Below are 13,374 nucleotides of genomic sequence, written 5' to 3'. Positions count from 1 at the left end.
GCCGTCATCAGACCGCGCCTGACTGCGCGGCGCGCGACTTCGCCTGCCGGCGAAGCCAATTGCGGCGGGCGGGCGGGGCCTCGGGCGGGTCCGGTTCGGTCCCCTTGAACACCATCAGATACACCTCGACGGTGGTGACGATGAGGATCATCAACACGGGCCCGATGACGATGCCCCAGGGCCCGAACATGGCTATGCCCGAAAATACCGACAGCAGCATCAGCGCCGGGTTCAGCCGGGCGTCCCGCGGAACGAGGATCGGGCGCAGGAAGTTGTCGATGTTGGTGACCACGACGAGGTGCCAGAGCACGACGAACGCGCCGCCGGCGATGTTGCCGTAGAAGATCATTCCGATGCCGAAGGGGATGGTCACGATCCCGCCGCCCAGCGGAATGATCGACAACGCGGTCAGCAGCACCGCGAAGATGAAGAATCCGTGGTGAAAGCCGGCGACATAGATGGACGCGGCCCCCGCGACGCCTTGGCACAGCGCTATCACGAACTGGCCACTGACGGTGCCGCGCACCATTCCTCCGGCTTTGGCCAGGTAAAGATCCGTGACCTCGTCGCCGAGGGGATTGAGCTGGGCGATCAACTTCCGCACGCGCTCGCGGTGCACCAGCAGCGCGACGAAGACGTACAGGAAGATGATGGCCGACGTGACCGCGCCGGCGATACCGCCGACGGCGCCCTGCAGGAAGTGCAGGGCCCACTCGCCGGCATTGCGACCCACCGTGACCATCGCCTTGCGCAGGTTCTCCGTCGTTATCGTCATGTGCGCGAAGGGAACCCGGGACAGCAGTTCGTTCACCGCGTGCAGCGTGCGGTCGCCAAGCCCGCTGAGGTCCGTCGATTTGACCCAATCGGTGATGCTGTCGATCATGCGCGAGATCTGAACGATCGCCAGGAGCACCAGGAGGGTGACCGGCACGATGACGATGACCAGCGCGCACAACAGGGTGCAGGTCGCCGCCAATCCGGTGCCCAGCCGCCTGCCGAACCAGTTGTACAGCGGTGTGAAGAGGTAGGCGCCCACCGCGGCCACAACGATCAGCACGAAGTAGTTACGCAGGAAGTACGCCCCGAACAGCAGGGCGATCGCCGTCAGGATCGCCAGGGCACGCTTCTGGTTGAGCGTGAATTCGGTATTCATGCCACCGGGCCGCCCTCCGCGTCGTCGCCGCTGAGGGAACCTTAGCCCCGGCGCGGTGCTCTCGTCAGCGTCCGCGCAACCGGGTTCACTGCCGGCCGCGGGCCGCCGGCTTCGGGGATTCAACCTCCGCTTGGTTTTTCATGCGCTGGAACATGTCGACGTAGTAGGGCAGGCATTCGGACAGGGCCTTGTCGGTGGTGAACAACGGCTCGTATCCGAGGTCGCGCCGGGCCTTGTCGATGGAGAAGTAGTTGTCCAGATAGAGGCGCTCGACGGCCAGCGGCTCGAGGAGCGGCGCCGGGATGCCGAAGCGGAAATGCAGCCGCTGCCAACCGGTCATCGCCACCCGGACCATCGGGCCGTTCACCCGCACCCGGGGCCAGTTCACGCCGCAGGCCTCGACCACCGGCCGGGCGAATTCGAACATGTTGATCGGTTCGCCGTCGTTGATGAAGTAGGCCTGACCCGGCGCCGTGCCGCCGGGGACGAGGTGCTGGGCTGCCAGGATGAAACCGTGAATCAGGTTGTGCACGTACGAGTTATCCAGGCGGGCCGATTTGCGGCCGATCAGCACCTTGACGTGGCCGGCGATCACGCTTTCGAAGAGTTTGCGGAACATCGTCTGATCGCCGCGCCCCCAGATCCCGCTGGGCCGAATCGCACACGTCAGCATGCCGTCAATGCCGTTCTGCGACAGCACGAACCGCTCCGCTACCACCTTGGTCTCGGTGTAGAGGTCGTTGAACCGGGTGGTGTAGGGCAGCGTCTCGTCGCCGCCGGGAATGTTCTGGCCGCCCATCACGACGCTGTTGGACGACGTGTAGACGAATCGCTTCACCCCGGCCGCTTGCCCGGCGTGCACGAGGTTCTCGGTGCCGCCCACGTTCACCGCGAAGCTGCGCTGCCGGTACGCGTCGGTCACCGACGCACCGCCCATCAGCTCGATGATGGCCGCGGTGTGGAAGACGGTGTCGATGCCGTCCACCGCCTGGGCGCAGACCGCGGTGTCGGTGATGTCGCCCTCGAGCACCTCCAGCTGCGGGTGCTGGGGAAGCGGCGACGGCGCGCGGTCGAACGAACGCACCCGGTACCCACGGTCCAGGAGGGTGGTGACCAGATTGGCACCGACGAAGCCGGAGCCGCCGGTGACCAGGACGCGGCCGAGTTCGGTGGTCAGTGCTGCATCAGCCATGGGCCGAAGCATAACTGAAACGTGTTCCAATTTCGAAAAGGTTCATGGTTTCGGTTTCCGTAGAGTGGTCCGATTCAGGCGTCGTCCGCCTGACCGGCCGCCAGGGCATCCTCGATGCGCTTGCGGGCGCCAGCTAAATGCTCTTCACATCTCTTCGCCAGCTCTTCGCCCCTTTCCCACAGCTTCAGCGACGCATCCAGGTCCAGGCCGCCCTGCTCCAGGAGGCGCACCACTTCGATCAGCTCATCCCGGCACGCCTCGTACCCGAGCTGACTAATAGGCGTAACTGACTGCTCGTCTTCAGCGGCCATCGGTCTGCCCTTCGCTCACCGCGGCGATCGCGCCGTCGGCAACCCGCACCCGCAGTCGGCTGCCCGGCGGCGCGCCGGAGACCGACCGCAGCACCATCGGGGGCCCCGAGTCGGGCATCGCCTGCACCACCGCGTAGCCGCGGGCCAGCGTCGCCGCGGGGCCCAGCGTCGCCAGGCGAGCGCTCAAGTGGCCGACGCGCTCGGTCTCGGCGGCGGCCAGGCGGGTGACGTCGCGGCGGATCGCCGACCGGGCGCGGTGGATCTCGTCGGCGCGCGCCCTCAGTGCCGTCAGCGGCTCGGCGAGCACCGGCCGGCTGCGGACTTGGGCCAGCGCGCGTTGTTCGCGAGACACCCAGCTGCGCAGCGCCTGCGCGCTTCGCCGGCGCAGGTCCTCGATCAGCCGGAGTTCGGCGGCGGTGTCGGGAACCACCTTCTTGGCCGCGTCGGTGGGGGTGGCGGCACGCAGGTCGGCGACCAGGTCGCAAAGCGGGTTGTCGGGTTCGTGGCCGACGGCGCTGATCACCGGGGTGCGGCACGCCGCGATGGCGCGGCACAGCGTCTCGTCGGAGAACGGCAGCAAGTCCTCCACGCTGCCACCGCCGCGGGCCACCACGATGACGTCGACCTCGACGTGGCGGTCGAGCTCGTACAGCGCCTCGACGATCTGCGCCACCGCGTTGGGGCCCTGGACCGCGGTGTTGCGCACCGCGAACCGGACCCCGGGCCAGCGTCCGGTGGCCACCGTCGTCACGTCGCGTTCGGCGGCGCTGGCCCGGCCAGTAATGAGGCCGATCATGTTGGGCAGGAACGGGATTGGCCGTTTGAGCCGCGGATCGAAGAGTCCTTCTGCGTCCAGCAGCCGACGCAGCCGATCGATGCGCGCCAACAGCTCGCCCACGCCGACGGCGCGAATCTCGCTGAGCCGCAACGAGAATGTGCCGCGACCGGTATAGAACGACGGCTTTCCGCAAACGACCACCTGCGTGCCCTCGGCCAACTTCACCGGCGCGTTGGCCACCAGGTCGCGCGAACAGGTCACCGTCAGCGACATGTCGGCGGCCGGGTCACGCAACACCATGAACACCGTCTTGGAGTCGGGCCGCGCGCTGATCTGGGCCAGCTGCCCCTCGACCCATACCGTGCCGAGCTTGTCGATCCAGCCCGCGACGCGAATGGCCACCGCGCGCACCGGAAACGGGTTCTCGGCGGAGTTCGGTTCGGACTGTGCGGCCGGGGTCACTTCGCGTTCGCGCGGGTGATCCTGTTGGCCAGCAGCGTCTGAAAAGGCGCGCGGGCCTTGGTGGCCTGCTCGTAGGCCAGCAGGGCTTCGAGTTCGTCGACGCTCAGCGACTGCAGGCGGGCCCGCAGCTGAGCCAGCGTCAGCGCCGCATAGTCCAGCTCGGCCACCACCGACGGTTGCGGAACCGACGGCCCGTCCGAGGGTTTCCTGCCCTGTTTCAGGGGGGCGGCATCGGACGCGGCGTCGGCGAGCGAGTACAGCGCGAACCGCCCCTCGGTACGGCGATCGCCTTCGCCGACACCGCCCTCGGCCGGGCCGGGCGCTTCGACCGCGGCGGGCAGGTCCTCGTCGAACGTCGCCCATTCCGGCTGCTCGTCCTTGGGCGGAAAGATGTTCTCCAAGGTGCTGTCGCCCTTGATCGCCAACTCGGCGAGGTTCTGCTGAAATCGCATCACGAGGTGCGCCGCCTGACTGGCCAACGTCATGGGGTACATCAGGATGGTTTTCGGCAGCTTCATGGTCTCCTCGACGGCGACTGTCGCCGCGCCGACCAGTAGCCGAACTCCATACGGTGCAGTAGCCATGGGTCCAAGATTGCCTTAAAGCGACCGCTAACTCCAAGCCCACCGGCGCGAGCTGGCAGGCCCGTGCCGGCAGAACGTACCCTGGTGTCATGCCGCCGACTGTTGACATGGGGATTCCCGGTGCGTCCAGCTCGGTAGCCAGCGATCCAGCCCGCAAGCGAGTGCTTCTGGCCGAGCCGCGTGGTTACTGCGCGGGCGTGGACCGGGCCGTTGAGACGGTCGAACGTGCGCTGGAAAAGCACGGCGCCCCGGTGTATGTGCGCCACGAGATTGTGCACAACCGGCACGTGGTGAACACGCTGGAGCAGGCCGGCGCCGTGTTCGTCGAGGAGACCGACGAGGTGCCCGAGGGGTCCATCGTGGTGTTCTCCGCACACGGCGTGGCGCCGACGGTGTACGCCGCGGCCGCCGAACGTAACCTGCACACCATCGACGCCACCTGCCCGCTGGTGACCAAGGTGCACAACGAGGCCAGGCGATTCGCGCGCAATGACTACGACATCCTGCTGATCGGCCACGAGGGCCACGAGGAGGTCATCGGAACCTCCGGCGAGGCCCCCGACCACGTGCAGCTGGTGGATGGGGTCGCGGCCGTGGACAACGTGACGGTGCGCGACGAGAACAAGGTGGTCTGGCTCTCACAGACCACGCTGTCGGTCGACGAGACGATGGAAATCGTCGACCGGCTGCGGCAGCGGTTCCCCAAGCTGCAGGATCCGCCCAGCGACGACATTTGCTACGCGACGCAGAACCGCCAGGTCGCCGTCAAGGCGATGGCTCCCGAGTGCCAGCTCGTGATCGTCGTCGGGTCGCGGAATTCGTCGAACTCGGTGCGGCTAGTCGAGGTGGCGCTCGGCGGCGGCGCGGCGGCCGCCCACCTGGTCGACTGGGCTGACGACATCGACCCGGCGTGGCTGGAAGGGGTGACCACCGTGGGCGTGACGTCCGGTGCGTCGGTCCCCGAGGTCCTGGTGCGCGGTGTGCTGGAGCGGCTGGCCGATTACGGCTACGGCGTGGTGCAGCCCGTCACGACGGCGCAGGAGACCCTGGTATTCGCCCTGCCGCGCGAGATCCGCTCACTGCTCTGAGAACTGCTCTGAGAACGCGGGCGCCGGAGGGCGCTCAGCCGTCGTATTCCCATTCCGTCGGGGGTCGCTGAGGCCGGCCATAGGCCCGTGAGCCGTTCCGGCGTTCCGGCCGACGCTCGGCCGCGGGCTCGTCGCCCGCCCCCCGGTAGCGCACCTGCGAGATGGGGTGGTGCGTTCCACCACTGCCGTTCGGCGCGGGGCGGCGTCGCCTCGGCTCGTACGCCGGCTCATAGCGGTCGTAGCTGTCCAAACGGCCGAACTGCTCCCCGGGCTGGTCGAAGGGGTCCCCGTACCTGTCCGCGCCATCGAAACGGCTGCTCCGCGGCGCGGGCCGCTCGTAAGGCGGCTCGTAGGGGTTGCGCCGGGTGCGCGGCTCCCGGCGGCCCTCACGGGGTGATTGGCCACGTGGGTCCCCATCCGCCGCCGGCCTGGGGCGGCGGCGCGACCGGCGGGGCGATTCCGCGGCGTCGTAGTCCCGGGCGGCCGCCGAGGTTTTCCGGCTGCGCCGCTCGCCCGGTTCGCCCGCGTCGGCGAGCGATTCCCGAGTGCGCCGGGAATGGGCGCGGGCGGAGCGGGCGGCGGACCGTTCGCCGCGGGCCGTCCGGCGGGCCTGGGCGGACGAACTTGCCCCTCGGCTGCGTCGCGCCTTGGCGGGCGCTGCCTCGTCGGCGTCGTCCTCCCCGCCTTCCGGGCGGAGGAGCGATTGCAGTTTGGCGGAGAGGCCGCCGAGGACGGACTTGGAATCGGTGGATGCCGCTTTGTCGGTGGTGGGCGATTCCGCGGCGGGCCGCTGTGACATGCCGAAGTACCACCTGACCAGCCCGATCAACAGCACGATGCCGGCGGTTCCCAGCATCAGCGGGAAGCGCTCGATCAATGGATAGCCGCAGTTGATCAGCAGATCTTTGAGATGGCCGACCTTGGCGTCGTGGAACAACCAGTACGCGCCGGGCACCGCGCAGAAAAGTATCAGTGGGGGCTGGATGATCGCGGTGAACAGCCCGTCCTGGCGGACCGCGAGCACCGCCGCCACGCAGCCGGCTATATAGAAGCCGGCGAAGACGTGGGTCAGCTCCTTGTGGCCGGCGTCAATTCCGTACCCGATCGCGGTGGCGGTGACGGCGAGGAGCAGGGCGGCATACCACGGCACACCTGGGATATTTGGGTGGATCGACCGGTGGGAGGCTTCCACCGTCGATGTTGCCCGCTGTCCTGACACATGTCGACCGTACCGGCAATGGGCCGAAAGCCCCGTAAATACCTTGTAGCGATCCCGGGCGCGCCACGCCCCGGGGCCTGGGAAGCGCTCGAAAGGTCCACGGCAACCCACGTGGCCGCCGACCCCTAGACTTGGGTCCCTGTGAGCTTGAGCCTGGGAATCGTGGGTCTGCCCAACGTCGGCAAGTCGACCCTGTTCAACGCGCTGACCCGCAACGACGTGGTGGCGGCCAACTATCCGTTCGCGACGATCGAGCCGAACGAAGGCGTCGTTCCGCTGCCCGATCCGCGACTGGACAAGCTGGCCGAGCTGTTCGGGTCCGAGCGCATCGTGCCGGCGCCTGTGACGTTCGTCGACATCGCCGGCTTGGTCAAAGGCGCGTCGGAGGGGGCGGGCCTGGGCAACAAGTTCCTGGCCCACATCCGCGAATGTGACGCCATCTGCCAGGTGGTCCGGGTGTTCTCCGACGACGATGTGACCCACGTGGCCGGGCAGGTGGATCCCAGATCCGACATCGAGGTCGTGGAGACCGAGCTGATCCTGGCCGACCTGCAAACCCTGGAGCGTGCACTGCCGAGGCTGGAGAAAGAGGCCCGCACCAGCAAGGAGCGCAGGCCGGTGTACGACGCGGCGGCGGCCGCCCAGGAGACGTTGAACGGCGGCACGACACTGTTCGGTGCCGGGGCCGACGCGTCGCTGCTGCGAGAGCTGAACCTGTTGACCACCAAGCCGTTTCTGTATGTCTTCAACGCCGACGAGGCGGTGCTGACCGACGGGGCGCGGGTCGCCGAGCTGCGCCGGCTGGTGGCGCCCGCCGACGCGGTGTTCCTGGACGCGGCCATCGAAGCGGAATTGAACGAGCTCGACGACGAGTCGGCCGCCGAACTGCTGGAGTCCATAGGGCAGACCGAACGGGGGCTCGACGCGCTGGCCCGCGCTGGCTTTCACACCCTCAAGCTGCAGACCTTCCTCACCGCGGGCCCAAAAGAGGCGCGCGCGTGGGTGATTCACCAAGGCGACACCGCACCGAAGGCGGCCGGGGTGATCCACACCGACTTCGAAAAGGGCTTCATCAAGGCCGAGATCGTGTCCTACGACGACCTGATCGCCGCCGGCTCCATGGCGGCGGCCAAGGCGGCCGGCAAGGTCCGGATGGAAGGCAAGGACTACGTCATGGCCGACGGCGACGTGGTGGAGTTTCGGTTTGGATCGACGTCTACATCGAAAGCCAAGGCATAGCTCTGATGCCCCGACTGGTCAGTGCTTCTCCCGCACCGCTGCGTCGATTTGCGCCGGAAGCTGTGCAAGGCTTTTGACGAGCGCCCGCTTGAACGCCGCGGACATGACGGCATCCAACAGCCGACCTAGGGGACCTCTGATAGCCGGCTCCCCGACGACCCGGAAGGTGTAGCGAGTACCTTCAGGCACCTCCTCCAACGTATCGATCGTGGCGAAGGGAAACTTAGATTCTGTTATCTCCATCTCCATCACCTCGGGCATGTCAACACGCGTAAAGACGCCGGTCCATCTATTGGTGATCCCGAATGACCGGCTTACTCCATGCCACACATCACCTGGGGCGTACGGAGGTTCCTTACCTGCATCAACAGAGACGATCCCGGGCAAGATGATCGACAAGTTATCCGGTCGGATGATGTAGTCCCAAACCGTTTGTGGGGGCTGTGCGATGACGACCGATGCCGTTACCTTGGGCATAGCTGACAAGATACGGTGTTCTGCCCCAGTTTCTCCTCCTGCTTCACGGCGACGTGGTCGAATTCCGTTCAATGTCTACGGCTCGATGAGTTCTGCTGATAACGCAGGTCTCTAATACCGTGGGAATCCTTTGTTACACCGCGACGGTGTCTCTCGACGGCTACGTTGCCGACGGCAGCGGCGACTTCCAGTGGTCGGCCCCGAGCGATCCGGTGTTCGCCGAGCATGTCGATCGCATGGCTCGGGTGTCGACCGAAGTCTTAGGGCGGAAGACTTTCGCGCTGATGAAGTACTGGGAGACCGATCCAGAGGCCGAAGAGTGGGCCGCGGCGGAACGGGAGTTCGCCCAGCGCTGGCGGGGCATCCACAAAGTGGTGGTTTCGTCGACGCTGACGCGCGAGGAGGTCGAGTCGGACCGTGTCCGTCTGGTACCCGATCTGCCCTTGGCCGAATTGAAGCGGATCGTCGCGCAGGCCGAGGGCGTAGTCGAGATCTTCGGGCCCACCACCGCGGCCGCCGCCATCCGAGCTGGCCTGATCGACGAGTTCCAGTTCTTCGTGGTGCCGAAGATGGTGGGTGCGGGCCTACGTGCCCTGCCTGGGGGCGTGCGCCAGGATCTGAGCCTCGCCGGTCACAGCCTGTTCGACGACGGCACCGCTCACCTGCGCTACCTGTCTCGCCGAGACGTTGCTCGGTGACTGAAGAACTATCCGCTTCCGGCTGGACAGGTGTCCAGCTATCCTAACCGTCACGTTGACCGGAACGGAGTTGGCAGAGATGAGCAAGGTGCCGAGCCGGAAGGCTCGCCTGGCGCACGCGTCCAAGCACGCCGATCTATGGAACGCGGGCAAGAAAGACGAGTGGGTGGAATCGTGGCGCACCATCTGCCCCGGCGAGGTTCGCATGTTCGACCCGGTCGGCACCGAGGAGAAACATGGCTTCGCGGCCGCCACGTCGGATGCCTTCGACATGTTCCAGCCGATCCTCAAGATCAAGATGATCACTGTGCAGGTCAACGGGAACGAAATGGCATGGGTGTGCGAGAACCACTTTGGTACCGAACCGAACGTGGGAATGGCGCACAGCATCGAAACATTCGCATGGGACGACGACGGGAACCTGCTCATCAAGACCTACTACCCGATGCCGGAATCCGTTGGTGGCGAAGACGACCCGTATGCCCACCTGCTGGAGGGACAGCAGTAGTCGCATTGGCAAACCGGGCCGTCGTTGAGTTCAAGTTCAAGCCCTAGCGGGAACACTGGCGTCATGGGACGAACCGACACCGCCTCGTTGGTGATTGCCGCTCCGCTGAGTCGGGTTTACAGCGCGCTGGTGGAACCGCGGGCACTCGTCGAATGGCTTCCACCGCAGGGGATGTCAGGAAAGTTCGAACATTTCGACGCCCGCCCCGGAGGGTCCTACCGGATGAGGCTGACCTACGCCGAGCCGCCCGAGTCGGGTGGCAAGTCAACCACCGACTCGGACGTCGTGGATGTCCGGTTCGTCGAGGTCGTGCCCGACGATCGGGTCGTGCAGGCCGTCGACTTCGAATCCGATGAACCCGCGTATACCGGGACGATGACCATGACGTGGGCGGTCACAGCGGTGGGCGCCGACAGCACCCGCGTCGACATCCGCGCCGATGATGTCCCACCGGGCATCTCCGCGGACGATCACGTCAAGGGTCTGCGGTCGTCGTTGACCAATCTGGCGGCCTACCTGACTGGAACGCGGGGTTGACGGTGACGTGGTCGGGTTCCGGACACCTGACGAGGCTTCACTGTGCGAGCGGAGGTCACTACATTGCGTAGTAAGCAGTGTTGAGGAGGCCTGATGCGGTCGCGGGGGGTTTGTCACGTCGAGTTCGCGGTGCTGGACTATGACGATTCGGTCGCGTTCTATGACGGGTTGTTCGGTTGGCTTGGATACAGCAGCTTCTCGTCGCTGAACATGGAGTACGAGTCGACGTACTACATGACGCGTGGTGCCGATCCGCACAGCTACATTGGCATCCAGCCTGCCCGTACCGGCGGGAAGCTGGCGCACCGGGACCAGGCGGTCGGCATCAACCACATCGCTTTATGGGCCCGGAGCAGGGGAGAGGTCGACCGCTTCCATCGTGAGTTCTTGATCGGGCGGGATGTCCCTGTTACTGACGAGCCGAGGGAGTACCCGCAGTACTGGCCTGGCTACTATGCCGTGTTCTTCGATGACCCGATAAACGGGATCCACTGGGAGCTGGCGTGGATCCCGAAAGTCCCTACGCCTTACCAGGTTTGGTCGTTCTATCGCGCGATTCGTGCCTTCGCCCGAAGTCGGCCAGATCTGGCGAACACAGTGCCAGGCGTTGTCTTCCAGGCGAGGAGAACACTGCCTGCCCGGTAAGCGCCCTGCGACACCACTTTCGCCCGGACCGGCGCTAGCGCGGCTTGAGGCGGAAGATCGGAATGTCGCGGCCCGCGGGCGCCGCCTTCTCCCGGTAGTGGGCATAGCCCGAGTAGATCCGGTTGGCCAACTCGAATAGTCGGGCGTACTCGTCGGGGTCGGTGACCTGCCCCGCGGTGAAGCGCTCGCCGCCGAATTCGCAGTCCGGATGCGCCTTCAAGTTGTGATACCACTGCGGGTGCTTGGTGCCGCCGAAGTTGGAGGCCAACAGGATGACGTCGGGACCGTCGTGGAAGTAGGTGAGTTGTACCTCGCGCTTCTGACCGGACTTCGCGCCGGTGGTGACGAGCGGCGCATTGATGATCGAGCCCATGTTGATCCGCCCGCCGGTGAGGCGGAACAGGTACGGATCGGTATGGCGGGCGATGTGGCGGGCCATGAACTGCCCCGCTCGCGAACGTCCGAAGCGAACGCTTGCCCGATACAGCGGGCCCCGCCGCTGGTGCGGGTCCACGTACCTCAGCGGCATATCCCGACGATACTTGGGCCGTTCGCGGCAGGGTTTGGGGCTTGCTTGGATTCCGGTCCGGGGAAATGCTTTAGGGATGGGTAAACGAGTGAGGCCGTGTGTCCGGCGGTTCGGGCAAACCTTGATGGGCTGCACGTTGGCGTTGTCGGGGTTCGGGCTGGCCGGCGGCCAGGCTCAGGCGGCACCGACCTCGCACTGGTGCCCGGGCAACCCATGGAATTCGAGCTGGGGCAACGTCTACAACTGGGATTGGAATCGCTGCCACGACTGGCAGGGCCCGGCGGGCCAAAGTTTCCCGACGGGCGCGGGACCATGGGGGCCCGCACCGATATGGGCGCCGCCACCGCCACCGCCACCGTCGTGGGCGCCCGGGGCCAAGCTGATGTGGAATCCGACGGGGCCCGGCAACTGGGGGTTCTGGAACAACGGCATCTGGACCCCGGCTTAGTCGGCCCGACCCTCCTTGTCGGAGGGGGTTCGTAACATGCCCTCCGTCGCGTCACCGCAGTCAGGAGGGCCCATGAAATTCGTTTCCACCCGCATCATCACCGCCGACGTCCGCCGGCTCGTCGACTTCTACGAGACGGTCACCGAGGTCCCCGCGGTATGGGGCAACGAGCTTTTCGCCGAGATCCCCACTTCGGTTGGCACGCTGGCGATCGGCAGCGACAAGACCGTGCCGCTGTTCGCGGCCGGATCCGCCGAACCCGCGGCCAACCGCAGCGCCATCGTGGAATTCCTGGTCGACGACGTCGACGCGCAGTTCGAGCGGCTGCGCGAGCACGTGGGGGAGGTCGTGACCGAGCCGACCACCATGCCGTGGGGAAACCGCGCACTGCTCTTTCGGGATCCGGACGGGAACCTCGTCAACCTGTTCACTCCGGTGAACGACGAGGCCCGCGCCAAGTTCGGAATGTGACTGTTGCGCAAGCGAATCGATGCCGGGCCGGCAGCAAATTGGTTGGCGCGCAGCCAGCTCCGACGCACTTGCGCGCGCCCGGCCTGGCGGCGTTAAAGTAAGTCGTGGTCACTGGGGACGACCCTGACGCGGCCGATGAGCTCGGCCGTCGGGCCCGCGCGCTCGACGAGCGCGAGGATGCGGTCGAACAGCGTGAGCGCGAGCTGAAGAGACGCGAATGGCTGGCCGGCAGGCGAGATCGGGTCGCTGACAAGCGCGATGAAATCGCCGATGACCGGGAACGGGCGGCGGACGAGCGGGAGCAGCGCGCCGACGAGCGCGAGGGCTCAGCCGCTGAGCGCGAGCGCGAGCGGGTGCGGCGCGAGGACGACCGGATGAAACGGGCGGATGCCGCCGAGAAGCGAGACCAGGCGAACATCGACCGCGAGATGGCGGAGTCCGAGCGGGGCCCGGAGTACCCCTAGCCGAGACGCAAATGTTTGCTGGTTAAGCGATCCGCTGTCGAGGTGGTTTTGCTGAATGTGCGGCGGACGCCATTGTCCGCTTTGCGAATGACATAGGCCACAAATTTTGGCGAACAATAACCGCTATTGCTAGCGTCCCCGGCCATGGTAGTACTTGCAACATTGATGTCATTGATTAATCAGGTTTCGGGGACGCCCTATATTCCGGGTGGAGATTCTCCCGCCGGAACGGATTGCTCAGGACTCGTTTCGTGGGTTGCCAACGCAGCATCCGACAGGCCAGTCTTCGGCAACCGGTTCAACACCGGAAACGAAGAAGCGGCGTTGTTGGCGCGGGGCTTCCAGTACGGGACCGCTCCCAACGCGCTCGTGATCGGATGGAATGGCGGCCACACAGCCGCGACGCTGCCGGACGGCACCCCGGTCGCCAGTGGTGAGCGCGGTGGCGTGCACATTGGCGGCGCGGGCGCCTACCAGGCCGGGTTCACCCACCACATGTTCCTGCCGATGCCGCCGGATGGCGAGGGCGCACTTCCGCCTCCGCCGGACGCGCCGCCCCCGCCGCCGGACA

At 66.3% G+C, this 13,374-nt stretch carries 18 protein-coding genes; 10 read left to right on the top strand and 8 right to left on the bottom strand.

Going from position 1 to position 13,374, the window contains the following annotated elements:
* Positions 1-7 precede the first annotated feature (7 nt).
* The 5 genes from BRW65_RS16320 to BRW65_RS16300 all read right to left on the bottom strand — a co-directional run bounded on the left by BRW65_RS16320 (position 8) and on the right by BRW65_RS16300 (position 4,480).
* Complete coding sequence (locus tag BRW65_RS16320; protein ID WP_073876305.1) at positions 8-1,153, bottom strand: AI-2E family transporter; 1,146 nt, start codon at positions 1,151-1,153, stop codon at positions 8-10.
* An 85-nt stretch (positions 1,154-1,238) separates the two neighbouring features.
* Entirely contained in the window at positions 1,239-2,357 is a 1,119-nt protein-coding gene (locus BRW65_RS16315; RefSeq protein ID WP_073876303.1) for a 3-beta-hydroxysteroid dehydrogenase, read from the bottom strand.
* Between the two features lie 62 nt (positions 2,358-2,419).
* Positions 2,420-2,656, bottom strand: a complete 237-nt coding sequence (locus BRW65_RS16310) for an exodeoxyribonuclease VII small subunit (protein WP_073876301.1) — start codon at positions 2,654-2,656, stop codon at positions 2,420-2,422.
* On the bottom strand, positions 2,646-3,896 hold the full coding sequence (xseA, locus tag BRW65_RS16305; RefSeq protein ID WP_073876299.1) for an exodeoxyribonuclease VII large subunit: 1,251 nt from the start codon (positions 3,894-3,896) through the stop codon (positions 2,646-2,648). The genes BRW65_RS16310 and xseA overlap by 11 nt, the downstream gene beginning before the upstream one ends.
* Entirely contained in the window at positions 3,893-4,480 is a 588-nt protein-coding gene (locus BRW65_RS16300; RefSeq protein WP_073876297.1) for a lipid droplet-associated protein, read from the bottom strand. The genes xseA and BRW65_RS16300 overlap by 4 nt, the downstream gene beginning before the upstream one ends.
* Positions 4,481-4,569: 89 nt before the next feature.
* Between BRW65_RS16300 and BRW65_RS16295 the strand changes: the two genes are divergently transcribed.
* Complete coding sequence (locus tag BRW65_RS16295) at positions 4,570-5,568, top strand: 4-hydroxy-3-methylbut-2-enyl diphosphate reductase (protein ID WP_073876295.1); 999 nt, start codon at positions 4,570-4,572, stop codon at positions 5,566-5,568.
* 34 nt (positions 5,569-5,602) lie between these two features.
* Here BRW65_RS16295 and BRW65_RS16290 read toward each other — a convergent pair whose 3' ends face one another.
* The gene (locus BRW65_RS16290; protein WP_208611825.1) at positions 5,603-6,787 is read right to left on the bottom strand and encodes a DUF6542 domain-containing protein; all 1,185 of its coding nucleotides are present in this window, start codon (positions 6,785-6,787) and stop codon (positions 5,603-5,605) included.
* Between the two features lie 141 nt (positions 6,788-6,928).
* On the opposite strand from BRW65_RS16290, the gene ychF reads away from it, so the two are divergent.
* Positions 6,929-8,026, top strand: a complete 1,098-nt coding sequence (ychF, locus tag BRW65_RS16285; RefSeq protein ID WP_073876291.1) for a redox-regulated ATPase YchF — start codon at positions 6,929-6,931, stop codon at positions 8,024-8,026.
* Positions 8,027-8,044: 18 nt separating this feature from the next.
* Here ychF and BRW65_RS16280 read toward each other — a convergent pair whose 3' ends face one another.
* Positions 8,045-8,503 carry an SRPBCC family protein gene (locus tag BRW65_RS16280; RefSeq protein ID WP_073876289.1) on the bottom strand — a complete coding sequence of 153 codons (459 nt, stop codon included), beginning with the start codon at positions 8,501-8,503 and terminating at the stop codon, positions 8,045-8,047.
* A gap of 119 nt (positions 8,504-8,622) precedes the next feature.
* On the opposite strand from BRW65_RS16280, the gene BRW65_RS16275 reads away from it, so the two are divergent.
* The 4 genes from BRW65_RS16275 (at position 8,623) to BRW65_RS16260 (ending at position 10,891) form a co-directional block, all read left to right on the top strand.
* Positions 8,623-9,201: a dihydrofolate reductase family protein gene (locus tag BRW65_RS16275; RefSeq protein WP_073876287.1), complete on the top strand. Its 579-nt coding sequence runs from the start codon at positions 8,623-8,625 to the stop codon at positions 9,199-9,201.
* Between the two features lie 79 nt (positions 9,202-9,280).
* The gene (locus BRW65_RS16270) at positions 9,281-9,709 is read left to right on the top strand and encodes a hypothetical protein (RefSeq protein WP_073876285.1); all 429 of its coding nucleotides are present in this window, start codon (positions 9,281-9,283) and stop codon (positions 9,707-9,709) included.
* Positions 9,710-9,772: 63 nt separating this feature from the next.
* Positions 9,773-10,246 carry an SRPBCC domain-containing protein gene (locus BRW65_RS16265; protein ID WP_073876283.1) on the top strand — a complete coding sequence of 158 codons (474 nt, stop codon included), beginning with the start codon at positions 9,773-9,775 and terminating at the stop codon, positions 10,244-10,246.
* A gap of 93 nt (positions 10,247-10,339) precedes the next feature.
* Positions 10,340-10,891, top strand: coding sequence for a VOC family protein (locus BRW65_RS16260; protein WP_073876281.1), 552 nt, complete (start codon positions 10,340-10,342; stop codon positions 10,889-10,891).
* Between the two features lie 34 nt (positions 10,892-10,925).
* Here the strand turns inward: BRW65_RS16260 and BRW65_RS16255 are convergent, their stop codons facing one another.
* Complete coding sequence (locus BRW65_RS16255) at positions 10,926-11,420, bottom strand: nitroreductase family deazaflavin-dependent oxidoreductase (protein ID WP_073876279.1); 495 nt, start codon at positions 11,418-11,420, stop codon at positions 10,926-10,928.
* A 76-nt stretch (positions 11,421-11,496) separates the two neighbouring features.
* Between BRW65_RS16255 and BRW65_RS16250 the strand changes: the two genes are divergently transcribed.
* The 4 genes from BRW65_RS16250 to BRW65_RS16235 all read left to right on the top strand — a co-directional run.
* Entirely contained in the window at positions 11,497-11,868 is a 372-nt protein-coding gene (locus BRW65_RS16250) for a hypothetical protein (RefSeq protein ID WP_073876277.1), read from the top strand.
* Between the two features lie 72 nt (positions 11,869-11,940).
* Positions 11,941-12,339: a VOC family protein gene (locus BRW65_RS16245; RefSeq protein ID WP_073876275.1), complete on the top strand. Its 399-nt coding sequence runs from the start codon at positions 11,941-11,943 to the stop codon at positions 12,337-12,339.
* A gap of 104 nt (positions 12,340-12,443) precedes the next feature.
* Positions 12,444-12,803 carry a hypothetical protein gene (locus BRW65_RS16240; RefSeq protein ID WP_073876273.1) on the top strand — a complete coding sequence of 120 codons (360 nt, stop codon included), beginning with the start codon at positions 12,444-12,446 and terminating at the stop codon, positions 12,801-12,803.
* A gap of 144 nt (positions 12,804-12,947) precedes the next feature.
* Positions 12,948-13,374: C40 family peptidase (locus tag BRW65_RS16235; protein ID WP_244168109.1), on the top strand; the 427-nt coding region annotated here is incomplete at its 3' end.

The organism is Mycobacterium paraffinicum (genome assembly GCF_001907675.1).
GTDB classification, from domain to species: Bacteria; Actinomycetota; Actinomycetes; order Mycobacteriales; family Mycobacteriaceae; genus Mycobacterium; species Mycobacterium paraffinicum_A.
Note: the sequence above shows the minus strand (reverse complement) of the source record. Positions and strands in the feature narration are given on the sequence as shown.

Excerpts from the sequence above, each read along its gene's own strand:
- BRW65_RS16270 (WP_073876285.1), top strand. The coding sequence starts at position 9,281 with ATGAGCAAGGTGCCGAGCCGGAAGGCTCGCCTGGCGCACGCGTCCAAG.
- BRW65_RS16300 (WP_073876297.1), bottom strand. The coding sequence starts at position 4,480 with ATGGCTACTGCACCGTATGGAGTTCGGCTACTGGTCGGCGCGGCGACA.
- BRW65_RS16280 (WP_073876289.1), bottom strand. The coding sequence starts at position 8,503 with ATGCCCAAGGTAACGGCATCGGTCGTCATCGCACAGCCCCCACAAACG.
- BRW65_RS16295 (WP_073876295.1), top strand. The coding sequence starts at position 4,570 with ATGCCGCCGACTGTTGACATGGGGATTCCCGGTGCGTCCAGCTCGGTA.
- BRW65_RS16265 (WP_073876283.1), top strand. The coding sequence starts at position 9,773 with ATGGGACGAACCGACACCGCCTCGTTGGTGATTGCCGCTCCGCTGAGT.
- BRW65_RS16315 (WP_073876303.1), bottom strand. The coding sequence starts at position 2,357 with ATGCTTCGGCCCATGGCTGATGCAGCACTGACCACCGAACTCGGCCGC.
- BRW65_RS16320 (WP_073876305.1), bottom strand. The coding sequence starts at position 1,153 with ATGAATACCGAATTCACGCTCAACCAGAAGCGTGCCCTGGCGATCCTG.
- BRW65_RS16260 (WP_073876281.1), top strand. The coding sequence starts at position 10,340 with ATGCGGTCGCGGGGGGTTTGTCACGTCGAGTTCGCGGTGCTGGACTAT.
- BRW65_RS16255 (WP_073876279.1), bottom strand. The coding sequence starts at position 11,420 with ATGCCGCTGAGGTACGTGGACCCGCACCAGCGGCGGGGCCCGCTGTAT.
- BRW65_RS16310 (WP_073876301.1), bottom strand. The coding sequence starts at position 2,656 with ATGGCCGCTGAAGACGAGCAGTCAGTTACGCCTATTAGTCAGCTCGGG.
- BRW65_RS16250 (WP_073876277.1), top strand. The coding sequence starts at position 11,497 with ATGGGTAAACGAGTGAGGCCGTGTGTCCGGCGGTTCGGGCAAACCTTG.
- BRW65_RS16245 (WP_073876275.1), top strand. The coding sequence starts at position 11,941 with ATGAAATTCGTTTCCACCCGCATCATCACCGCCGACGTCCGCCGGCTC.